The following is a 21,238-nucleotide window of genomic DNA, read 5'->3' as shown; positions in this document are numbered from 1 at the left end:
TTCTGGCATGTCACTGCGACTGATACCTCGGGTCGGAGGACTTCGGGGACGGGACGAGTTCCAGGTCGCAGCACATCGCAGACGCGCTGTCGTGCCGCATACCGCGCGTTCGCCACCGGCCCAGTCGATGAGAGCGTGATCATCGGCTTGGAGGTACGACTTCCACGACCTCGGCAAGTCCGACGATTCGGGCGCCCTCACGCATCGACAGCCGCAGACCTGGCCCGACAAGGGGCCAGAGATCAGGCATGAGCGGATGGAGTCGCACCGTCGCCTCTTCGCCCGGCGCGAGGGTCTTCACTGTCTCCAGCGTCAGAGGCGCGTCGTGGCTTTCCGGATGGACGTCCGGCGGGAAGCCCCAGCGCGACCGGTAACCGGAGTGGATCGGGGTTCGGCGGCCTCCTTGGCTCGCGGTCACGAGCCGCAATCGTGCGCGGATGTAGCCCCGCTCGGCTTCAGCGTCTGTCCATCGGTTGTGCTCATGATCAGGATCCATGCTGAGACTATGTCGTCCCCGCTCGCCCGTGCCGAATTCAGGGCGTTCAGCAGTTGCGCCTTATGCCCGACCAGTGCGTCCGGCTGCACCGCGTCGGACGTATCGAGCGGTGGCGTACTTGACTGCCCGGCGGACGGAGGATCGACCAGTCAAGAACGAACCTCCCGTGACATGGACCTCTGCACCGGTCCTCTCATCGAAGATCCGCACCGAGTAGAAGGGGCCGAAGAGATGGCGTAGCCGGACGCTGAAACGTGGGTCCAGCCCAGGCCACTCGTCACCCCGATGCACGGTCGAAGCATAGCCGAACAAACATCTGAGCAACTGCTCATGCCGCTTATCGCGCGCTCACGTCCCGTCATGCCGACGAGCGCGAGTCCCGAAGGGACTACTTCAGCAGCACCTCAACCGGCGGGCGCGCCATCCAACCGATGCCAAAAATGACTGCAGCCCTGACTGCAGGACACAGCCCGTCTCCGCTCGTCCGCGACGCCGAGCAGCGCGATCAACAAGCGGAACGCCTTACTCCTCCAGTCGGAAGGCAGCCCCATGATCTTCGGCAGCTGTACGTGAATTTGGCCGCGTGCCGCCAGAACAGCCGACGTGTAGGTGGGCTTGAGGCCGGCTCGCCTGATCGCCTCCGGAACGTCGTCGGTGGTCGCCCGTGCCTGAAGGCAGTAGCCGACGATCTCCTCCAGTACGGCGAGTTGCTCGGAGTCTGTCATAGCACCGAACCAGCGGACGCCGAACGTGATCGAGCGCCTGCGTCGACGGGGCGAACCCTGCTCGCTCCAGCTCCCGAGCCCACTCGGTCACACCCAACGCCGTGACCGCACCCAACGGCAGGTCACCGAACTTCGGCAGGATGTGACACCGCAACCGGCTCCGGTAACTCTCGATCGTCCGCGGATCCAGATCCAGCGACCGGAACCACCGCCCTGTCCACTCCGCCACCGTGACCGCGCTGTCGGCCGGATCGATCCACACCCGCCGGTGCCGATCCACCTCCAACCCGGCGGCATGAGCCACAGCATCACGCCGCGAGCCAAATCCGGACACCGAACGAACACCGAAACCTTGCCGTCGATACCTCACGCGCCACGACCTCCTGCCGCACTGCTCCACCCACGCCACAACGACCTCCACACCTGGTTGAGACCAACGAGGCGTTGGCCCCAACGGTGGAGTTCCCCGGCGCAGACATCTCCAGCGTCCACCCTCAACGACGACGCAGGCGCCGGCCGCCATCCAGGATGCGCAGACCAGGACGACCGGTCCATACGCACTCTCATGGCTCCATGAGCGGACGCCGCTGCAGCCTGCAGTAGTAATCGGATGACGGCGGGCACCGTGTCCGATCACAATGCCGGACGTGCGACTTACCTGGACGATCAAACACCACGGTTGGGCGCTCTGCTCCGTCGAGGACGAGCACACCAGCGCCAAGGCGTTCGCTTCCTACGTCACCGATGGTCCCGAGCAGCTGCTGAGGGCCGTCGCCAGGATCGTCCTCCATGAGACCCACACCCAGGCCGAGTTCGAGGCCGAACCCACCGTTTACCGCTGGTTTCTCCATCGTCGAGCGAACACGGTCACGATCCGCCTTCTCGAAGCTGTCGATTGGAAGACACCTGGGCACGAGGGAAGCCTGCTCTGGCAAAGCGAGCAGCCAACGACCACGCTCGCCAAAGCCGTGCTCAGGGCATTCGACACCGTCGCCGACGACATGGGCGAGGCCGGCTACCAGACTCGGTGGGGTCGACCGTTCCCCCGACACGAACTGGAAGGTCTCCGGACGGCCTGGCGCAGAGCAGTCCAGCCCCCACCGCGGCCGACCGCCAACTGATTCAACGACATCCAGCCTCCGATCCGTCGCCCTGGACGTGTCGGGTACTGCGTTGCCGCACTCTGCCCGCCCCGTCGATCATCCAGTCGCCCTGTCATGCCGAAGAGCGTGCGTAGGGAATGCTGCATCCGGTCCAGCTCGGACCGTGCTGCCGGAACTACCCGCCCGGTTCATCGAGGCGATTGAGGGCGTCGCGAAAGTTGCCGCTCCGGTGGAGGCTCGCCAGCGCGATGATCATGTGGTCCAGGCCGGACTCACGGACGATCAGGCCGTCGGAGCACCAGAAGTGACCACCCCCGCCGTACTCACCAGTCTCAGCCCATTCCGACATAAGACGTTCGACCTCGGCCAGTGTGAAGATCGTCACGCTCCAGCGAGAGCCGTCAGGCAAGCGAACTTCGGCATCGACGTTCGCCACCGCCTCGATTTGTTCGTCACCCCCGACCATGAAGGTCACCTCGAAGACCGAGGTCCGGACTCGGTAGAACGGCTCGTCCCGGCCTTGAGCGATAACTGCGAACTCCACACCCTCCACGAGGAAAGAGCCTATCCGGCTGCTGTCCTCTCATGCCGCTGAGCGATCGCATTTGGCTGCTGCTGCGGGATCGTCAGGAGTTACTCGAGTACACCCCAGAAGTCGCGGGCATCCTGCCCGACCCCGTAGCCGTGACCGGCGCTCAACTGGGCCATCAAATCAGGCCGACGGTCGGCATCCGACGAATGCTGGTCCGGGACCGTACCGGACGATGCCGGCCTGCGGCGACGTCGCTTCAGATCGCGGGGCTTTCCCTCGCGGACGTACACCGCGGCCAGCGCGCACGCCTTTACGATCATCATGCTCGAGCCGGACGGGAGCGCCGGGCCACGCAGGAGGAGCCAATCAGCCACCGAACACACTCGAAGCAGCTCGTCATCTGAACATTTAAGGACCCACAAGGCAACGTCGTCCTCGCCATAGCGACGTAGGCCTTCCGCAACCAAGTTGACGCTTGCATCGAGCACGCCGAAGACTACCGCAGTCATTCCTCGCAACCATCAGCGTTCGACGAGCGCTATGGCGACCGCATATTCGTGGCCCATCCGGCAACCCCTTCTTCGCCAGGAAGTCCGCAAGCGGACCGCCGAGCTGAACCGACACCAAGCGATCATCGGCTTGCAGGACGCCGTTCCACGTGTAGTACCGCACTCGGCAGAACGTCTTCGTGCCGCTGAGTGGTCCCCGATCGTTCACTCAATGTCCGCTCATGCCGATGAGTGCGCGTCCGAATTCGTGAATACCCGCCCTGCGCAGGCATGTTGCTCGACGGCAAGTGGTCAGCTGGGTTGGGGCGGAGTATGAGCCAATCTGGTACCTCCGTTGGCGATGTACTGGGCTCGCCCGGCGTCGAGGCTGATCGGCCCGGTCGGACCGCCGCGAACCACGGCACTGTCGGGGTCGGCCTACCCGTCGCGCGCCCTGAAGCGGGGCGAAGAGATCAGCTCCTCGTCCGAGAGTGACGGATCATCGCCCGGCCTCCGTACTACGGCGCTCCTGGGCTGGGTTGAATCGGGCGTCTCTTCGATTCGCTCGTCGGGCACGCGCCAAGGATGCTTGTTCGTGTCGGCTGTGAAGAACACTGCTGCCAGTCACGTCGACGCCGAAGGCAAAGTCATGCCGCAAAGGATGTCCGGTCTCTGCCTGATCGGCCCGGTGGCCGTCCGGGTCAGTAGCGCAGTTCCGCCAACATCCCGTAGTGGTCGGAGAGCACGGTGGCGCCGACCGGCGCGGTGCGCAGAGTCTCCGCTCGCAGGGGCTGCCCGGCTCCTCCTCGATGGAAGAACGTCGAGAAGACGTAGTCGATGCGCCGGTCACGAGGGAACACCGCCGCAGCCCAGGGATTGCCGGTCGACCAGGTGTGCCCCGGGCCGGCACCGGCGAACTCCCAGGCGTCGTGCCAGCACGTCCTCGTGCCCGCCGCGCGGCCGGTGAGCATCCGGATTTCGTCGCAGTCCGGTGCGGCGTTGAAGTCGCCGCACACCACGGTCAGCGGACCGCGGCCCAGTTCACGCACCCGCCGCGCGAGCTCGGTGACCTGTTCCTGCCGGACGTGGGAGTGGTGCAGCGGCCAGTCCAGCCTGACGTTGACCAGCCGGACCGGGCCACGCGGACCGTCGATGTCGACCCGGGCCGCGCCGCCCGCGTGCCAGCGGGAGAGCACCGCGCTGCCGACGTCACACCATCTTCCAAGCGGTCGCAGGAAAACCGGTGATGGTGCAGCCCCGCCGCGGCGGCGAGCTCTCGCGCTTGATCGCCTTCGGGCGCCGACCACGCCTCCTGGAGCGCCACGACGTCCGGAGCGTGCTCGGCGAGGGCGGCGGACCGCAGGTGCTTCGCGGCCTCCGAGCATCCCAGTGTCCGGTCATGCCGATGAGCGGCTGACGGTCCGTCGCCCAATAAGCTCTCACACATGACGTCGAAAGACGACACGCCAAAGCTGTTCCAGCCGCTGCCCGGCCAAACCGTCGACCGCTCAGCTGCGTACGAGGCCCTGCTGCGAAAGCTGCTCGACCTCGTCGGGGCCGAATCTCCGGCAGCCGACGAGCCCGGCGTCCGACCGACCTGGCGTCACCGAGCCCGCCGAGAGATCGGCAAAGCCGTCACGCGCCACGCCACGTCGGCATCAGAAGCCGGTCCTGTACCGGAGGAGTGGTTCGAACCGTTGCTGCGGGCCGCAGTCCACGAACCGGACCCGAGCCTCAACCGGCAGCTCGTCGAACCCCTTGTCGCCGCGTATGGCCACCGTCGTGTCCAACTCGCCCTCATCACCTGCCTTGACACCGGCTCAGCCACCGACGCCGCGGGCGCCGCCCGCGCCTGGTACTGGACACACCGTGCCCGCAGGCACCCACTCAGCGATCTCAGCCGGCGATACCGTCACACCGCATTGCGCCGCTTCGTCACCGAAGACGACCTAGACATGCGTCGGTGCATCCTGCCGAGCCTGCCGCTGGATCCGCAGATGTATCCCGACACGATGCACGACCTGGTGACCCAGGCCGTGCGGATCGCCCGCACCTCACCCGACGACTACCTCCGGCACCGAGTTGAGATTCAGGCCGCCCCCTACTCCTGAGACAACCGCGGCGGCAGAGCACACCCCGACACCACCGCGCTGTCATGCCGCTGCCCCATTCTCGTCGCTACCGCCGGTAGTCCGCCGATCCAATCACCGCTTGGGAGGTGTCACGAGACGGGCGGCAACGCGAGCCAGTCCTGCCAGGTGATGTCGCGGCCCAGAAAGCGGGGCCGGCGGAAGGGCCAGTCGGTGGCGATCCACTGTGGCACCAGCGCATCGAGCGCACGCTCCACGTCGCTGCCGACGAGGTCGTCCACCACCCACCACGCCACCTCGCCGTCGGAACCGGTGCGCTCGGGCGGGTCGATGTACACACAGCCCAGGATCGCGCTCTCCTCTTCGTCCAGCAGCGCATAGTTGAACGACTGGTGCTCGGCTATCTCCTTCTCGTGCCGCAACAGGTCGAGGCGATCCTCTTCATAGGTCATCGTCTCCTTGGGCCAAGACCAGGCCGGACCGAAGATCCTCCACAAGCGCTCCTGGGAACCCATCACAGCGGGGTAATCCAGAGCAGTGTCCGCCTCGCGGATCGGCCGCAGGTGAAGCGCGGTGTCGGGCACGGGCGTATACACGGGGTGGACGAAGTCGTCGGGCAGCCAGCTCATAGCTGCCGAGGCTACACACCTGGTCGCCGTGGCATCCGCGTGATCATTCACGAACACGCGCTCAGGCCGAACGGCTCGGCATCGAACCTCCTCGGCTTTCCCGGGCCATCGCGGACGGCTGACGCCGTGGCCGGGTCGGAGGAACCTCTCGCCGGCCGGGCACCGCCCGCACCAGGCTTGATCCGCGTGTCGGGTCGGTCCTACTCTTCAGCGTCGATGGTTGCCGAGGAGGACCGATGCGAGGCGTCAACCGTGGCCGTGGCCACTTGGTGATCATCTCTTGTGCACTGTCCGCCGGCCTGCTCGCCGCGGCGAGCCCGGCAGCAGATGCTGCGCCCGATGCACCGCGGTTCTTCCCCGGTGCGCCGGGCGCCGGAGATCCGTACTTCCCCGACATGGGCAACGGCGGCTACGACGTCAGCCACTACGACATCCGGCTGGCGTTCCGCCCCGAAACCGGGGCAATCGACGCGACCACGACGATTCTCGCCACGGCCACCCAGGACCTTTCTCGCTTCGACCTCGATTTCCAGGGACCGCTGACGATCAGCAGGCTCTCGGTGAACGGCCAGAACGCCACCTTCACCCGCAGCGGCGCCCAGGAGCTGGTGATCACCCCGCCGCACGGTCTGCGGAACGGCAGCACGTTCGTCGTCTCGGTGAGCTACGCCGGCGTCCCGCAGAAGATCGACGACCCCGCACTGGGCCTCTCCGGCTGGGTCGCCACGAAGGACGGCGCGGTCGCGCTCAACCAGCCGATCGGCGCGGCGACCTACTACCCGGTGAACGACACCCCCGACGACAAAGCGACCTACACCCAGACCATCACCGTCCCGACCGGACTCACCGTGCTGGCCAACGGCGAACCCGGGCCCACCACCACGCACGACCACCAGACCACCTTCCGCTGGGCCATGAACCGGCCGATGGCCAGCGAGCTGAGCATGCTCGCGATCGGCGACTACGACGTCACCCGCGGCGTGACGGACGGCGGCCTGCCGAACATCACTGCGATCGGCAAGTCGATCGACACCAAACCCGGTCAGGGCCAGGTGTTCAACCAGACCACGGCGCAGATCGTCCACTGGGAATCCTCGATGTACGGGCAGTACCCGTTCGACTCGACCGGCGGCATCCTCGCCGACGTCGGCGTCGACTACGCCCTCGAGACGCAGAGCCGGCCGGTTTACGACCAGAGCACCAGCGACGTCGACGGTGATCTGCTCGCCCACGAACTCGGCCACCAGTGGTTCGGCGACAGCCTCACTCCGGTGCACTGGTCGGACATCTGGCTCAACGAAGGCTTCGCGACCTACTCGGAGTGGCTCTACCAGGAGAAGTTCAACAACGTCCCGGTGCAGCAGACCTTCGCGAAGGCCTACGCCGACGAGAAGGACTGGAGCGGCGAAGTCGCCGACCCCGGCCGCGACAACATCTTCAACGACCTGGTCTACACCCGCGGCGCGATGACCCTGCAGGCGTTGCGCACGAAGATCGGCGACCGCGCCTTCTTCGACGTCCTCAGGCAGTGGCCGACGGCGCACCGCTACGGCAACGTCTCGACGCGGCAGTTCATTCAGTTCGTCGAGCGGCTGACCCACCGCGACCTCGACTCGTTCTTCCACACCTGGCTCTACCAGCCGGGCAAGCCGACACTTTGACCACGATTCGGCCGGTAGCGCGGATGTCGCTCGGCCGAGTCGAGGATGTGCGCGCACCTCGGCGATCGCGGCCGGGTCGTCCGCAACGCGCTGAGGCTCACGTCGGGCGCGACCGGCGCAGACCGTCGAGCACGAGGGTGATCACGCCGTCCGCCTCGGCCCGCCAATCCGGGCGGTCGTGCGCCGCGCCGATGCCGTGCAGGGCCATCATCACGGCACCCGCACGCACGTCGTCGCGGAGGTGACCGTCGCGCACGGCGGCGGTCACCAGATCGGTCACGGCCTGCTCCAGCGCCCGGCCGCCTTCGGCGAGGACGTCCGACCCGGTCGTCATGAGCGTGGCCAGCGTCCGGGCGAGGCCGTGGTGGGCGGCGAGATAACCGACCATGCCCCGTAAGAAGGTCGCCAAAGCCTCCGCCGCGGGCAGCGTGGCCTGCAACTCGCGGGCGCGGCCGCAGAGCGTCGCGACTTCGTTGCGGTAGACGGCTTCGGCCAGCGCTTCTCGCGTGGGGAAGTGTCGGTACAGCGTGCCCGTGCCCACGCCGGCCAGCCGGGCGAAGTCGTCGAAGCGCAGGTCGTAGAAGCTCCCGGCGGCGAAGATCTCCCGGGCTTTGGCCAGCACCGCCTCGCGGTTGCGCCGGGCGTCGGCGCGCAGCGGCTTGCCCGCACTGCCTTCCGTTGACAACCGGCGCTCGCCTCCCTACGTTGAGAAATGGAGATGACCTCCACTTTCATCATACCCGAGGAGGTGCGCGTGAAGATCCTCATGTTCGGCCGTGGCGTGATCGCCGCGGTGCACGGCTGGGCGCTGGAACAGGCCGGGCACGACGTCGAGTTCTACGTCCGGCCGGGCCGCGCAGCGGCCTACGGGGACGCGATGGACCTCGACCTGCTCGACGCGCGGAAGCGAATCCGGGGTGAGCGCGTCGTCCGGACGTGGCCGGTGCGCTACCGCGAGGAGCTGGCGCCCGGCCACGACTTCGATTTGATCGTGCTGAGCGTGCAGCACCACCGCCTCACCGAGGCCGCGGCTTTTCTCGCGCCGCGCATCGGCAACGCGACGGTGCTGGTGTTCGGCAACGTCTGGGCCGAGCCGCTGGCCGCGATCGGTGACCTTCCCGTCGACCGGGTCGCGTGGGGGTTCCCGCAGTCCGGCGGCGGGTTCGGCGCGGACGGCGTGCTCCGCGCGACGATGCTGCCCGCGGCCGTCTTCGGGACCATCGACCGGCCGCCGACCGAGCGTGAACTGGCTGTACGTCAGGCTTTTCGCGCGGCCGGCGTCCGGGTGCGGGAGCGGCCGGACTTCCGCGGGTGGCTATGGCTCCACTTCGCGGCGAACGCGGGCCTGCACGCGCAGGGACTGAGACGGGGCTCGCTGGCCGACCTGGCCGGCGCGACGAGCGACTTGCGCGAGGCGCTGCTGACCAGCCGCGAGCTGCTGCCGCTGGTCGAGGCGCGCGGGATCGACCTTCACCGGCACCGGGGTGCGATGCTGGGCTACCGCGCGCCGACCTGGCTGACGGCGCCCGCGTTCGCCTGGCTGACCGCGCATTTCGCCTTGGTGCGCATGAGCTTCGCGACGCACTCCGACCCGGACGCCGAAGAACCGCGAGAGGTCTGCCGGGACACCCTGGCGGAAGCACGGCGGCTGGGCGTCGCGGTGCCGCGGCTGCAAGCCGCCGAAAAGTACTTCGCCGGCAGCCGATGATCCGGTGGGCGAAATTCGTTGGTACGGCCGGGCAGACTGAAAGTCATGCGCGAAAACCGGGATCCGGACACCGCGATCGGGGACGCGTTGGCCGCCCGGCTGGCCGACCCCGAACTGATCGAGCCGGAAAACTGGCCGGAGCGCACCGAGGCACACAAGGCGCTTTACCAGCACGCGCACGCGGTCGTGTCCGACCCGGCCGGGCCGGCCTGGCTGATCACCCTGGTGGCCAACCCGAACAGCCTGGTCCGCGCCATCGCGGTCGGAGCCCTCGGTTCCGGCCACGATCCCGCCCATCAGCCCGTCCTCGTGGAAGCCCTGGCCGACCCCGCCGCCACCGTCGTGCAGGCCGCCTTGGAAGGCCTCACCGCGCAGTCCTCGGCGGAGGTGTTCGACCGGCTGGTCGCGCTGCTGAACGAGACGGACCGCGACCGGGCCTGGCTCGGCCGCGCCGCCGCCCAGCGCATCGCCGAGACCGGCGATCCGAGACGGCTGGACGTCCTCGCCGAGGCGCTGGGGCGGGTAGACCACGCCGGCGCACACGACATCACCCGCGCCCTGAGCCGGGCCGGCGACCCGCGCGTCGCGCCGGTGCTGATCGAGCACCTCCGCCACCGCCGCCCGGGCCGCTTCGCCGTCGCGGAAGTGCTCGGCAACCTGCGCGTCGCCGAAGCGACCGGCCCGCTCATCGACGTCCTGCGCGAGTCCGACGGCTACCAGTCGCTGCCCGTGGTGGAAGCGTTGGGCAAGCTGGAAGCACTGGAGGCCGCGCCGGCGATCGCGCCGCTGCTCGACGACAGTTCGTTCTACGTGCGCGAGAACGCCCTGCTGGCGCTGAACCGGATCGGCGGGCCGGTGGCGACTCCGGCCGCTCTCAAGGCCGCGGACGACGTCCACCCCGTCGTCCGCGCACGGGCCTACCGGGTGCTGGCCAAGCACGGCGATCACCGCGCGCTCGGCCGGCTGACCGCCGCCTGCGACAGCTGCCACGTCCACACCGCCCTCACAGGCTTGGCCCGCCTGGCCGACGACTCGGTCGCGCCCACCTTGGTGCAGGTGTTGCTGACCACCGAAGAGCGGCGTGTCCGCAAGCTCGCCGGACGAATCCTCGCGCGCGTCGGCACGCACCACTACCTGCCCGGCCACGATCCCGACCCGCTGGTCCGCCGCGTCATCGTCTGGATCATCGGCCAACGAGCCGACGCGGCCCACATCTGGACGCTGACCAACGCACTCAAGGACGAGGACGAGCTGGTCCGATCTCGCGCCGCCGCGGCACTCGGGCGGATCACCCACGAGAAGACGCTCCCGCTGCTGACCGAGGCGTTGCGCGACCCCAGGCCCCGCGTCCGGGCCAACGCCGGGACCGCGCTGGGCCGAACTTCGGCTGAGGGCCTGCGTTCCCTCCTCGCCGACGCCCTGGCCGACCCGCACCCCGCCGTCCGGTCCGCCGCCATGGCGGCCCTACGAACGACGACCAACTGACCGTCCTCTGTGGACGATCAGGTCGGCCGGATGGCCAGCAGAACGCGGCCGAACGGGCCGTCTTCGGCGAGGTGGCGTTGCGCCTGCGCGGCCTGCTCCAGCGGGAACACGCGGTCGACCAGGGGCGTGATCTCCTTGCGGGCGACCAGTTCGAGCAACTGCGTGTTCGCGGCGTTGATCTGCTCCGCGGTGAACAGGGCGAACCGGAAGCCGTGGATGTGGGTGTTCTTCCAGATGAGGTCGGTGACGTCGATCTCGGTGCGGGTGCTCGCCGCATACCCGATGCTGACCAGGGTGCCGTCCACCGCCAGCGCACCCAGCGCCGCGCCGGTCACGGACCCGCCGACGCCGTCGAGGACGACGTCGACGCCGCGGCCGCCGGTCAGCCGGTGGACGCCGTCGCGCAGGGACTCGGTGGACAGGTCGATCACCTCGAACCCGAGCGCACGGCCGCGTTCGGCCTTCGCGGTGGTCGTGGCCGTGGTCATCGCCGCGCCGGCGCCGAGCACCCGGGCGACGTCCACGCCGCCCTGTCCGACCCCTCCCCCGACGCCGGGCGCGAGGACGGACTGCCCCGGCCGGAAGCCGGCGAGTTCGATGAGCGCCAGGTACGCCGTGAGGTGGCCGGTCGCGGCGGTGAGCGCGGCCGCGGCGGTGTCGTCGACCCCGTCCGGAACGGCCACGACGTGCCGCGGGTCGACGGCGATGTACTCGGCCCACGCGCCGTCGGCGCCCACGCCGTACCGGCCGCCGCTGAGGATGACGCGGGTGCCGGCCGGCAGCCCGCTGGCGCCGGGCTCGGTGAGGACGCCGACACCGAACCCGCCGGGCCGGATCGGCAGCGGTTTGACGGCCGCGGCGGGGAGTTTCCCGCGGCGGACGGTCTCTTCCAGCGGGTTCACGCCCGCCAACGTGAGTCGCACGAGCGCCTGGCCGTCGGCGGGGACCGGGATCGGGACGTCGACGGTTCCGAGGACGTCGTAGCCGCCGAACTCGTCGTACTGGATCGCGCGCATGGCGCCCCTTCTTTCGAAATAGGTGTTCAGGACTCGACTCTTTCGGCGCGTTGCCGCTCGCGGAAAGCGCGCAGATTGGCGGGGTTGCCGCAGACGCGCACGTCGTGCCAGGTGCCGCTGTTGTTGCGCGAGCGGTCGAAGAACGCGGCTTCGCACCGGTGGTTGCGGCAGGTTTTGAGCCGGCGCCAGGTGTCGGCCGCCTGGGCCTCCGAGATCGCGATCAGAGCGACCGAAGCCAGCGCCCGCCAGCCGGTGCCGCGGGGTTCCGCCCGGACCCGGCCGTCCGCCCCAAGGCGCAGCACCACCCCGGCTTGATGTTCCGGCGCGGGCGCTCCGTCCGCGCGGGCCACGTGGGCGTGCAGATCGACGCGGAGGTCGCGAAGCGGGTCGAGGTCGTCTTCGCCGAGTGTCACGGCGGGCAGGTCCTGTCCGGTCTCTTCGGTCCAGGCGGCCAGGACTCCGTCGGCCCAGCCCTGCGCCGACGCGACGTCGGCGAGCAGGTCGGGCTGCCTCGGACGGCCGGCGGACCGGGTGTTGAGCAGATCGTGGACGAACCCCAGGCCACCCGGGGCCGGGGCGAGGTCGTAGCGCGCGGTCGCGAGCCAAGTCATGAAAGAAGCATGACTCTTTTACTTATTTCGTGCGCGAATTTGTGGGCCAGGTCACCGCACTGCTCGGGCCGAGGTCGGCCCGTACTTACAATGAGGGTGACCGGAGCCGGCCATCCTGGGCGGTGGGGTCTGGGAGGATCACCGGATGACGATGTCGCTGTCGGCCGATCTCTGGCCGGATGTGCAGCCCGAGACCGCTCGCCGGTTGATGCTGGCCGGGGTCGAGGCCTTCGCCAAGCGCGGCTACCACGCCACCACCACGCGGGACATCGCCGGAGCCGCCGGGATGAGTCCCGCCGCTCTCTACGTGCACTTTCCGTCCAAGGCCGCGCTGCTGTTCGCCATCAGCCGGTACGGCCACGAGCAGACCCTCGCCCTCGTCGAGAACGTCGTCGCGAAGGAGTCCGATCCCGTCGAACGGATCCGGCTGATCGTCGAGGACTTCGTCGCCTGGCACGCGCGGCGCCACACCGTCGCCCGGGTTGTCCAGTACGAGCTGCAGGCCCTGCCCGAGCAGGAGTTCGCCGTGGTCGCCGAGCTGCGGCGGCGCATCGAGCGGATCGTCCGCGAGGTCATCGCCGACGGCGTCGAGGAGGGCGTCTTCACGGTCTCCGACGCGCACACTTCGGCCCGCGCGGTCCTCTCCCTCGGCGTCGACGTCGCCCGCTGGTACACCGAGCGCGCCCGCCAGACACCGGCCGCGCTCGGCAAGGAGTACGGCGGCCTGGTGCTGCGCATGCTCGGCGCGTCACAGCCCGACACGCCGGTCACCGGCTGAGCGATCGTGGTGCCGACGCCCGCGTCCAGGCCACGGCGGTGGGGACGGAACGTCCTCCTGGCCGCGCCGGGCTCGCCCTCCACCGCGCAGCTCGCCGGCCGACTACGTGAAAGCCGTCAACGACGCGCGGGCCACGCTCCTGCAGGGCGTCGCCGGAGCGGTTCTGTTCCTCGGCGCCTACGGCACGTGGCGCCAGCTGAGGCACAACGTGGACGACAGCCGGCAACAGCGGGAGATCGAACGCCAAGGCCAGCTCACCGAGCGGTTCGGACGTTCGGTCGAGCTGCTCGGCCCCGACAGCCTGTCCGCCCGGCTGGGCGGCGTCTACGCACTCGACCGGATCGCGTCGGAGTCCGCACGCGACCGGGAAGCCATCGTGCACGTCCTCGCCGCCCACGTGCGCACCCGGTCGCCGTGGCCACCGCCGGACGGCTCCGGGTACCCGGCGGATCAGCCGATCGACGCCACACCGCCGTTGCGCGTCCGGGCCATGGACGTCCAAGCCGCGCTCACGGTCCTGGGCCGGTGGGGCCCCACCGAGGACGGCAGCCGGTCCTGGCCGACCGCCGACCTGAGCCACGCCGACCTGCGGCTGGGGAATCTCGAGAACGCCCGGCTCTGGCGGGTCCGGCTCCACGGCGCGAACCTGGCCCAGGCCAACCTCTGCGGCGCGGAACGGATCTGGAGGAGACCGTCGTCGACGGCACCGACTTCGAGGGCGCCCTGGCGGACGAGACCACGTGGTGGCCCGCCGGCTTCGCCCCCCTTTCGGCCGGGGTGCGCAACGGTGGGTGAACACACTCGACCGTGCCGCAATAGCGGACACATACTGTCCGCTATCCCTGACACGCTGGGCGCATGACCACCGACACCGAACGCGACGACCTGCTCGCCGAGCTCGCGACCGCCCGAGCCGCCCTCCGAGCCACCACCGACGGCCTCACCGACGAGCAAGCCGGCGCGACCCCGACCGTCAGCGCCCTGTGCCTCGGCGGCCTCCTCAAGCACGTCGCGTCGATGGAAGAGAACTGGCTGCGCTTCGTCGTCGAAGGCCCATCCGCCATGCGGTTCGACCTGCATCAGAACGAGTTCGCCATGCAGCCCGGTGACACCCTCACGAAGATCCGGGCGCGCTACGAAGACGTCGCCAAGCACCCGCTGCCCGACGCGCCGTGGGACCGGCCGGGGCAGCAGTGGACCGCGCGGCGGGCGATCCTGCACGTCATCGCCGAGACCGTGCAGCACGCCGGGCACGCCGACATCCTCAGGGAGACCCTCGACGGGCAGAAGTCCACGTGACCGTTCTCGGCACCGGAGCCCTCAACCGCGCGACGCTCGCCCGGCAGCTCCTGCTCGACCGCGCCGACCTGCCCGTGCCCGACGCCGTCGCGCACCTCGGTGGCCTGCAGGCGCAGGAACCGCAGGAACCGTTCACCGGGCTGTGGTCGCGGCTGCGGAACTTCGACCCGGCGGCGCTGTCGGACCTGCTCACCGGACGACGGGTCGTGCGGACGCACCTGATGCGCCGGACCGTCCACCTGCTCACCGCCGACGACGTCCTCGCCTGGCGGACGCGCTTCGACGCCATGCTGCGCCAGCGCGTCCTCGGCGTCTACCGGCGGGAACTCGACGGCGTCGACCTCGAGGAACTCGAAAAAGCCGGGCTCGCCGTGCTGGCCGACGGCGAGCCGCGGTCGATGGGGGATCTCGCGCGGGCGGTCGCCGACCGGTGGCCGGCCGCCGGGCCGCGGCCGCTCGGCGAAATGCTGGTCGCCGCGCTGATCCCCGTCGCGCAGCTGCCGCCGCGGGGGCTGTGGCGCGTCAAGGCCGGCGTGCGGAACCTGCCGCTGGCGACGTGGCTCGGCCGCGACGTCGACCCGCTCGATCCGGACGACGCCGTCGGGCGGACGCTCGTGCGGCGCTACCTGGCGGCGTACGGCCCGGCCGCAACGGCCGACCTGCGCGCGTGGTCCGGCCTGGCCGGGCTGCCGGCGGCGGTGAAAGCCGTGCGCGACGAGCTGGTGGTCTTCCGCGACGAGCGCGGCCGCGAGCTGCTCGACCTGCCGGACGCGCCGCGCCCCGACCCGGAGACGCCGGCTCCCGTGCGGTTCCTGCCGGCGTTCGACAACGCGATCTTGGGCTACGACGACCGGACCCGCGTCATCGACGACGCCCACCGCGGGCTCTCGGTGGCCGGCGAGCGGGTGGTGCTGGTCGACGGCCGGGTGTCGGCGACGTGGACGGTCGAGGACGACACAGTGACCGTGCGGCCCCTGCGAAAACTGGCCAAGACAGAACGCCGGGAACTACTGGAAGAAGCAAGCGAGCTGGCGACCTTCCTGAGCGACGGCGAAAGCGATTGCGTTCGGCTTGAAGCGGGCTAGCCAACCGCCCGGGCGAAGCGCTCCGAGACCTCCCGCAGCCGCTCCACCAACCCCGGCGGGGCCTCCTCCACCACGAAGTCGTGCCCCCACTGCGCCAGGTAGTACGGCACCGTGTCCAGGGTGTTCGCCCCGGTCCGGACCCGGCAGCTGTGCTCGTCGATCGGCTCGACCGCCCCGGTCGTCGGCGGCACCCGCGCCGCGACCACCGCCGCCGGCGCCGCCACGCGCAGCACCAGCTGGTGCTGGTACGGCGCCGACGAGATCTGCCGCGACACGTACGCCGCCAGGTCGTCGGCCGGCGGTTCGCGCGGCGTGAACCGGAAGCTCGGCGCCGGCACCGCCGTGATCCGGTCGACCCGGAACGTGCGCCAGCCGGCCCGGTCCAGGTCGTACGCGACCAGGTACCAGCGCCGTCCCGTGTGGACCAGGCGCAGCGGCTCGACCGACCGCTCCGTCTCCGTGCCGGCGTGGTCGCCGTAGGGGAACCGCAGCCGCTCGTGGTCGCGGCAGGCCGCCGCGATCACCGTCAGCACCGACGCGTCCACCGTCGGGCCGCCGCCCGGGAGCGACACCGTCGCCGCGCCCAAGGCGCTCACGCGTGGCCGCAACCGCGCCGGGAGCACCTGCTCCAGCTTCGCCAGCGCGCGCACGGACGTCTCCTCGATGCCGCTGACCGTGCCGCTCGCCGCCGTGCGCAGGCCGACCGCCACCGCGACCGCCTCGTCGTCGTCCAGCAGCAGCGGCGGCAGCGCGGCCCCCGCGCCGAGCCGGTAGCCGCCGGCGACGCCGGGCGTCGCGTGCACCGGGTACCCCAGGGACCGCAGGCGTTCGACGTCGCGGCGGATCGTGCGGACGTCGACCTCCAGCCGCGACGCGAGGTCCGCGCCCGGCCAGTCGCGGCGGGCCTGCAGCAGCGACAGCAGCCTGAGCAGGCGTTCCGATGTCCCGTACATGGGACGCAGTGTGCCAGACATCGAGGACAGGATCGGTCCGCGATCCGCCGGAAGGTGCAGTTGAATCGTCAAACACTTGCCACGGACCGCGTCGGCCGGAAAGAGTGACGCATGCCGATCGACCCGGACGCCCTGCTGGCCGTCGCCCGTGAAGAAGCCGAGCTGGGCAAGGCCGAGGGCGGGGTGCCGATCGGGGCCGCGCTGTTCGACACCGCGGGCACCCTGCTGGGCCGCGGGCACAACCGGCGCGTGCAGGACGACGACCCGTCGATGCACGCGGAGACCTCGGCCTTCCGCAACGCCGGGCGCCGCCCGCACTACCGCGACACGATCATGGTCACGACGCTTTCGCCGTGCTGGTACTGCTCCGGGCTCGTCCGTCAGTTCGGGATCGGGCGCGTCATCATCGGCGAGGCGAAGACGTTCCACGGCGGGCACGACTGGCTCGCCGGGCTCGGCGTCGAGATCACCCTGCTCGACGACCCCGCCTGCACCGCGCTGATGACGGAGTTCATCGCCGCGCGCCCGGACCTGTGGTTCGAAGACATCGGGGTGGAGAAGTCCGAATAGGACAGGAGCCGGTATGCCGTCAACCGTTCCCCTCGTGGACCTCTCGCCGTGGTTCGCGGGCACGTCCGAGGGCCGGGCCGAGGTGGCGACGCGGATCGACGCGGCGCTGCGGGAGTCCGGGTTCCTGCTGGTCACCGGACACGGCGTGCCGGACGACCTGCGCCGCCGGACGCGTGAGCTGGCGCGGGAGTTCTTCGCGCTGCCCGAAGACGTCAAGCAGCGCTACGCCGTCACCGTCGGCGGCCGCGGCTGGCTGCCGCCGGGCGTCGAGGCCAACGGCTACGCCGAGGGCACCGAGACCCCGCCGGACCTGAAGGAGTCGTTCTCCGCGGGCGCCGACCTCGGTGTCGGCGTCGCCGAGATCGACGGGTTCTGGTTCCAGCCCAACGTCTGGCCGGTCGAGGTCCCGGGCCTCGCCGAGACGGCGACGGAGTACATGCGCCGGATGCGCGCGCTGTCGGACCACCTCCTCGAGATCTTCGCGGCGGCGCTCGGCCTCGCCGAAAGCCACTTCACGCGGCACACCGCGCACCCGACGTACACGTTCAACATCAACTGGTACCCGCCGATGACCCACGTGGGCGCGCCGGAGCCGGAGCAGTTCCGGATCGGCCCGCACACCGACTTCGGCACGGTGACGGTGCTCGACCGCCAGGACGGCGTCGGCGGCCTGCAGGTCTACACCGCCGATGGCGAGTGGGAGGACGCGCCGTTCCACCCGGACGCGTTCACGGTGAACATCGGCGACCTGATGGCCCGCTGGACGGGTGACCGCTGGCGGTCGACGCGCCACCGCGTCCTCCCCCCGGCGGCCACCGCCCCGGACGAGGACCTGGTGTCGCTGATCTTCTTCTACGAGACCGACCACGACGCGCGGATCACGTCACTGGCCCCGCCGCTGGGCCGGACGACGTACCCGGAAGTGATCGCTTCGGACTATCTCCGCGAAAAGCTGAACGCGATCACGGTCACTCAATAGCAGATTTGCTTCGCGGTCGCGGCCGGGACCTTTTCGCACAATTCTCCCGTGCCGGCGTTCACCGGAACCCAGCTCCCGTTCCGGTGGGTGAAGAGAATGCGGCCACCGTCGATTTCGTTGGTGAAGTGCGCGAACGCCCACGGGGCGACGCAGTGGATGCGCTGCAGGCCCTTGCCGTCGACGATCAGCGCGCCGGAAAGCTTCTCGTCCGCCTTGAGCGCGGCTTCCAGCGCGGCCTTGGTCGCCGAGGCGCAGGCGTTGACCTCGGCCGGTACCGGCTTCGCGGCCTGCGGGGACGTCGTGGCCTGCGCGGGCGCGGCGGCCGTTGTCGCGGCCGGCGTCGTCGTCGCGGGCGGCGCGGTCTGCCCGACGTTCGCATTCTGCTGACCGGTGCACGCCGAAAGCACGACCGCGGCCGCCACACCGGTTCCGGCCACGACGGCACGACGAAGTGAATACATTTGTTCCCCCTGAATCCCCCGACGGCCCCTCGCCGCCTTCCTGCCATCAAGACGCCCGGCGGTATGCCCGGTTGTACGCCTTCCCTAACGGAAGGATCACGACGCCGGTTCGGCGCAGATGGTCCGGTTCCGGCCCGCCGCCTTCGCGCGCAGCACCGCCGCCTCCGCCGCCAGCAGCGCGTCCGCCAGCTCCTCGCCGGGCGGGCAGCCCGCGACGCCGATCGACACCGTCACGCCGACGAACTGCGGGCCGTCGCCGGAGGCCTTCAGCGCCACCAGCGTCGAGGCGATCCGCAGCCGGATCCGCTCGGCGATCGCCATCGCGTCGAAGCGGCCGGTGCCGGGCAGCAGCACCGCGAACTCCTCGCCGCCGGAGCGGCCCACGAGATCGGCGGCGCGGACCTCGTCGCGCAGGGTGTCGGCGACCGCGCGCAGGACGGCGTCGCCGATGCGGGCGCCGTAGCGGTCGTTGAGCTGGCGGAAGTGGTCGAGGTCGAGCACCAGGACCGCCTGGCCGGGGCCGTGCCGGCCGAGCCGGTCCAGTTCGGCTTCGGCGGCGCCGCGCCACGACGCTGCCGTCAGCACGCCCGTGCCGGGGTCGAGGGTGACGTGGTCGCGGCGGCCGTGGCCGAGCCCGCCGCGGTGCAGCACGACGGTGGCGCCGGCCAGCACCGGGACCAGCAGCGGCGCGGCCCCGACGGCCCAGGCGAGCGGCAGGGCGGACGCCGTCATCGCGGCGTCGAAGGCGTGGCCGGGGAGGGCCGCGCGGAGCCGGCGGGGGCCGTCGGCGGCGGTGACGAGCGCGGCGTTCACCGCCAGGAACACCACGCCCGCGACGGTCAGCAGGGCGACGGTGCGGTTGTCGACGACCTCGCCGAGCGGGCGGACGCCGGTCGCGGTGAGGAACGCGCCGGCGACGAGGGCGGCCAGCGCCGTCGCGGCGGCGCCGAACACCTGCCGGTACCCGGGTCTTCTGCGGACCCGGAACCACTGGTGCAGCGCGGAGAGCACGACCAGTGCGACGGCGAGGCCCGGCCGGAGCACGAGCACCCCCGCGAAGATCCACGGCGTGTCGACGCCGGGGCCGAGGAGGGTCTCCTCGCGGTGGCGCTCCACGGTCCGGGCGAGCTCGGCCGAGAGCAGCATGCCGCCCAGGAGCAGCGCGAACGGCGTGAGCATGGCGGCGAGCGGCGGGAACCGCAGCGCCGCGAGCACGGCCGCGGCGACGGCGAGGACGTCGATCGCGACGAGGTAGAGGACCTGGCCGCGGCGCGGCAGCCGCCAGAGCGCCCAGCGCCGCGGCACGACGGCGGGCAGGATCCGGCCCGGGCGGCGTCCTCCGCCGGCGGCGACCGAATCCCCCACCATTTCGGCAAAGTAGCCGGAATGCCGGGCGGTGTCACTCCGCCTTCAGGGGAATCTCACACCGCCGACGCTCGGCACCCGTGCGCGCACGGTGAGTCATTTTCGCGACCGAAGGAGGGTTGACACGCAACATTGGTCTAGTCCACTGTGTGGTGGCACACAGTGCTCCTCCCGGGTTGATCCCGCCGCCTCAAACCGGAGGTGCTCCACTCGCACATTGGAGGACCCCCCATGCAATCAGTGCGCCGTCTGGTGACCCTCGCGCTCGCGGCCGGAGCCGCGATGGCGACGGCGGTCGGTCTCGCCCCGCAGGCCATGGCCGCGGTCGACCCGGTGCTCGCGTCCCCGTACCTGTACCAGTGGGGCGGGCAGACGAGCCCGACCGCGGCGATGTCCGCGACCGGCGTGAAAGCGTTTACCCTCGCGTTCGTCCTGTCGGACGGCACCTGCAACCCGAAGTGGGACGGCAACCGTTCGCTGACCGGCTCCGACAAGACGATGATCCAGAACATCCGCAACGCGGGCGGGGACGTGATCCCGTCCTTCGGCGGCTGGTCGGGCACGAAGCTGGGCTCGAAGTGCACGTCGGCCTCGGCGCTGGCGGGCGCGTACCAGAAGGTGATCGACGCCTACGGCCTCAAGGCGATCGACCTCGACATCGAGAACACCGACGAGTTCCAGAACAACACGGTGCAGGACCGCATCTTGGGCGCGGTCAAGCTGACCAAGCAGAAGAACCCGAACCTGAAGGTCGTCATCACCATCGGCACGACCACGACCGGCCCGGACTCGTGGGGCAAGCGCCTGATCAACCAGGCCAAGGCGATCGGCGCCCCGGTCGACGTCTGGTCGGTCATGCCGTTCGACTTCTCCGGCGGCGGTGACATGGCCGCCCACACGAAGTCCGCGGTCGACGGGCTGAAGAACCAGCTCAAGACCACGTTCGGCTGGAGCGACGACACCGCCTACCGGCACAGCGGCCTGTCCTCGATGAACGGCAAGACCGACAACGCGGGCGAGACGGTCACGGTGGCGAACTTCAACTCGATCCGCGGCTACGCGACGAGCCACCACCTGGCCCGCTTCACGTTCTGGGCCACCAACCGCGACTGCAGCGGCGGCGGCGAGTGCAGCGGCATCACGCAGGACAAGTACGCGTTCACGAAGATCGTCGCCGGGTACGCCGGCTGACACCGAGGCCCGT

Annotated in this window: 24 protein-coding genes and 1 pseudogene; 12 read left to right on the top strand and 13 right to left on the bottom strand. The window is 70.2% G+C overall.

All coding sequences use genetic code 11. The features are described 5' to 3' along the window. Positions 1-139 precede the first annotated feature (139 nt). From ACZ7OH_RS47145 to ACZ7OH_RS47135, 3 genes and pseudogenes are all read right to left on the bottom strand, one after another. Positions 140-496 carry a hypothetical protein gene (locus ACZ7OH_RS47145; RefSeq protein WP_470286896.1) on the bottom strand — a complete coding sequence of 119 codons (357 nt, stop codon included), beginning with the start codon at positions 494-496 and terminating at the stop codon, positions 140-142. Positions 497-900: 404 nt separating this feature from the next. Then, complete coding sequence (locus ACZ7OH_RS47140; protein WP_470286910.1) at positions 901-1,251, bottom strand: DUF5958 family protein; 351 nt, start codon at positions 1,249-1,251, stop codon at positions 901-903. A gap of 52 nt (positions 1,252-1,303) precedes the next feature. Further along, positions 1,304-1,744, bottom strand: a pseudogene (locus ACZ7OH_RS47135) (tyrosine-type recombinase/integrase); the annotation flags it as partial. A 124-nt stretch (positions 1,745-1,868) separates the two neighbouring features. Here ACZ7OH_RS47135 and ACZ7OH_RS47130 point away from each other — a divergent pair. Further along, complete coding sequence (locus tag ACZ7OH_RS47130) at positions 1,869-2,342, top strand: hypothetical protein (RefSeq protein WP_470286895.1); 474 nt, start codon at positions 1,869-1,871, stop codon at positions 2,340-2,342. 157 nt (positions 2,343-2,499) lie between these two features. Here the strand turns inward: ACZ7OH_RS47130 and ACZ7OH_RS47125 are convergent, their stop codons facing one another. From ACZ7OH_RS47125 to ACZ7OH_RS47115, 3 genes are all read right to left on the bottom strand, one after another. Then, positions 2,500-2,877, bottom strand: coding sequence for a hypothetical protein (locus ACZ7OH_RS47125; protein WP_470286894.1), 378 nt, complete (start codon positions 2,875-2,877; stop codon positions 2,500-2,502). Positions 2,878-2,957: 80 nt separating this feature from the next. Next, positions 2,958-3,365: a hypothetical protein gene (locus ACZ7OH_RS47120; RefSeq protein ID WP_470286893.1), complete on the bottom strand. Its 408-nt coding sequence runs from the start codon at positions 3,363-3,365 to the stop codon at positions 2,958-2,960. Between the two features lie 680 nt (positions 3,366-4,045). After that, positions 4,046-4,729 (bottom strand): endonuclease/exonuclease/phosphatase family protein, encoded by a 684-nt coding sequence (locus tag ACZ7OH_RS47115; protein WP_470286892.1) that lies wholly within the window; start codon positions 4,727-4,729, stop codon positions 4,046-4,048. A gap of 60 nt (positions 4,730-4,789) precedes the next feature. On the opposite strand from ACZ7OH_RS47115, the gene ACZ7OH_RS47110 reads away from it, so the two are divergent. Next, positions 4,790-5,455 (top strand): hypothetical protein, encoded by a 666-nt coding sequence (locus tag ACZ7OH_RS47110; RefSeq protein ID WP_470286891.1) that lies wholly within the window; start codon positions 4,790-4,792, stop codon positions 5,453-5,455. Between the two features lie 110 nt (positions 5,456-5,565). On the opposite strand, the gene ACZ7OH_RS47105 is transcribed toward ACZ7OH_RS47110, so the two are convergent. After that, entirely contained in the window at positions 5,566-6,063 is a 498-nt protein-coding gene (locus ACZ7OH_RS47105; protein ID WP_470286890.1) for a GNAT family N-acetyltransferase, read from the bottom strand. A 236-nt stretch (positions 6,064-6,299) separates the two neighbouring features. On the opposite strand from ACZ7OH_RS47105, the gene ACZ7OH_RS47100 reads away from it, so the two are divergent. Beyond that, positions 6,300-7,724, top strand: a complete 1,425-nt coding sequence (locus ACZ7OH_RS47100; RefSeq protein ID WP_470286889.1) for a M1 family metallopeptidase — start codon at positions 6,300-6,302, stop codon at positions 7,722-7,724. Positions 7,725-7,821: 97 nt separating this feature from the next. Here the strand turns inward: ACZ7OH_RS47100 and ACZ7OH_RS47095 are convergent, their stop codons facing one another. Then, complete coding sequence (locus ACZ7OH_RS47095; RefSeq protein ID WP_470286888.1) at positions 7,822-8,409, bottom strand: TetR/AcrR family transcriptional regulator; 588 nt, start codon at positions 8,407-8,409, stop codon at positions 7,822-7,824. Positions 8,410-8,478: 69 nt separating this feature from the next. Between ACZ7OH_RS47095 and ACZ7OH_RS47090 the strand changes: the two genes are divergently transcribed. Then, the gene (locus tag ACZ7OH_RS47090) at positions 8,479-9,432 is read left to right on the top strand and encodes a ketopantoate reductase family protein (protein ID WP_470286887.1); all 954 of its coding nucleotides are present in this window, start codon (positions 8,479-8,481) and stop codon (positions 9,430-9,432) included. Between the two features lie 45 nt (positions 9,433-9,477). Then, a complete protein-coding gene (locus ACZ7OH_RS47085; protein ID WP_470286885.1) occupies positions 9,478-10,917 on the top strand; it encodes a HEAT repeat domain-containing protein in 1,440 nt (479 codons plus the stop codon). 17 nt (positions 10,918-10,934) lie between these two features. On the opposite strand, the gene ACZ7OH_RS47080 is transcribed toward ACZ7OH_RS47085, so the two are convergent. Then, a complete protein-coding gene (locus ACZ7OH_RS47080; RefSeq protein ID WP_470286884.1) occupies positions 10,935-11,933 on the bottom strand; it encodes a quinone oxidoreductase family protein in 999 nt (332 codons plus the stop codon). 26 nt (positions 11,934-11,959) lie between these two features. Then, positions 11,960-12,544, bottom strand: coding sequence for a CGNR zinc finger domain-containing protein (locus tag ACZ7OH_RS47075; RefSeq protein WP_470286883.1), 585 nt, complete (start codon positions 12,542-12,544; stop codon positions 11,960-11,962). Between the two features lie 145 nt (positions 12,545-12,689). On the opposite strand from ACZ7OH_RS47075, the gene ACZ7OH_RS47070 reads away from it, so the two are divergent. The 4 genes from ACZ7OH_RS47070 to ACZ7OH_RS47055 all read left to right on the top strand — a co-directional run bounded on the left by ACZ7OH_RS47070 (position 12,690) and on the right by ACZ7OH_RS47055 (position 15,706). Continuing rightward, a complete protein-coding gene (locus tag ACZ7OH_RS47070) occupies positions 12,690-13,322 on the top strand; it encodes a TetR/AcrR family transcriptional regulator (protein ID WP_470286882.1) in 633 nt (210 codons plus the stop codon). A gap of 106 nt (positions 13,323-13,428) precedes the next feature. Then, positions 13,429-14,184 (top strand): pentapeptide repeat-containing protein, encoded by a 756-nt coding sequence (locus tag ACZ7OH_RS47065; RefSeq protein ID WP_470286881.1) that lies wholly within the window; start codon positions 13,429-13,431, stop codon positions 14,182-14,184. Beyond that, a complete protein-coding gene (locus tag ACZ7OH_RS47060) occupies positions 14,181-14,621 on the top strand; it encodes a DinB family protein (RefSeq protein ID WP_470286880.1) in 441 nt (146 codons plus the stop codon). Before ACZ7OH_RS47065 ends, ACZ7OH_RS47060 begins: the two co-directional genes overlap by 4 nt. Next, a complete protein-coding gene (locus tag ACZ7OH_RS47055; RefSeq protein WP_470286879.1) occupies positions 14,618-15,706 on the top strand; it encodes a winged helix DNA-binding domain-containing protein in 1,089 nt (362 codons plus the stop codon). Before ACZ7OH_RS47060 ends, ACZ7OH_RS47055 begins: the two co-directional genes overlap by 4 nt. On the opposite strand, the gene ACZ7OH_RS47050 is transcribed toward ACZ7OH_RS47055, so the two are convergent. After that, complete coding sequence (locus tag ACZ7OH_RS47050) at positions 15,703-16,659, bottom strand: helix-turn-helix transcriptional regulator (protein WP_400890231.1); 957 nt, start codon at positions 16,657-16,659, stop codon at positions 15,703-15,705. The genes ACZ7OH_RS47055 and ACZ7OH_RS47050 overlap by 4 nt on opposite strands. Before the next feature lie 111 nt (positions 16,660-16,770). Between ACZ7OH_RS47050 and ACZ7OH_RS47045 the strand changes: the two genes are divergently transcribed. Further along, positions 16,771-17,229: a nucleoside deaminase gene (locus ACZ7OH_RS47045; protein ID WP_470286878.1), complete on the top strand. Its 459-nt coding sequence runs from the start codon at positions 16,771-16,773 to the stop codon at positions 17,227-17,229. 13 nt (positions 17,230-17,242) lie between these two features. Beyond that, positions 17,243-18,208 carry an isopenicillin N synthase family dioxygenase gene (locus tag ACZ7OH_RS47040; protein ID WP_400890227.1) on the top strand — a complete coding sequence of 322 codons (966 nt, stop codon included), beginning with the start codon at positions 17,243-17,245 and terminating at the stop codon, positions 18,206-18,208. On the opposite strand, the gene ACZ7OH_RS47035 is transcribed toward ACZ7OH_RS47040, so the two are convergent. Beyond that, the gene (locus ACZ7OH_RS47035) at positions 18,202-18,645 is read right to left on the bottom strand and encodes a hypothetical protein (RefSeq protein WP_470286877.1); all 444 of its coding nucleotides are present in this window, start codon (positions 18,643-18,645) and stop codon (positions 18,202-18,204) included. The two genes, ACZ7OH_RS47040 and ACZ7OH_RS47035, sit on opposite strands and share 7 nt — an antisense overlap. Positions 18,646-18,765: 120 nt before the next feature. Further along, entirely contained in the window at positions 18,766-20,037 is a 1,272-nt protein-coding gene (locus tag ACZ7OH_RS47030; protein WP_470286876.1) for a GGDEF domain-containing protein, read from the bottom strand. A gap of 228 nt (positions 20,038-20,265) precedes the next feature. Here ACZ7OH_RS47030 and ACZ7OH_RS47025 point away from each other — a divergent pair, with 228 nt between their 5' ends. Further along, positions 20,266-21,225: a chitinase gene (locus ACZ7OH_RS47025; RefSeq protein ID WP_470286875.1), complete on the top strand. Its 960-nt coding sequence runs from the start codon at positions 20,266-20,268 to the stop codon at positions 21,223-21,225. Positions 21,226-21,238 lie beyond the last annotated feature (13 nt).

This window comes from Amycolatopsis sp. NPDC114478 (assembly GCF_055633805.1).
Note: the sequence above shows the minus strand (reverse complement) of the source record. Positions and strands in the feature narration are given on the sequence as shown.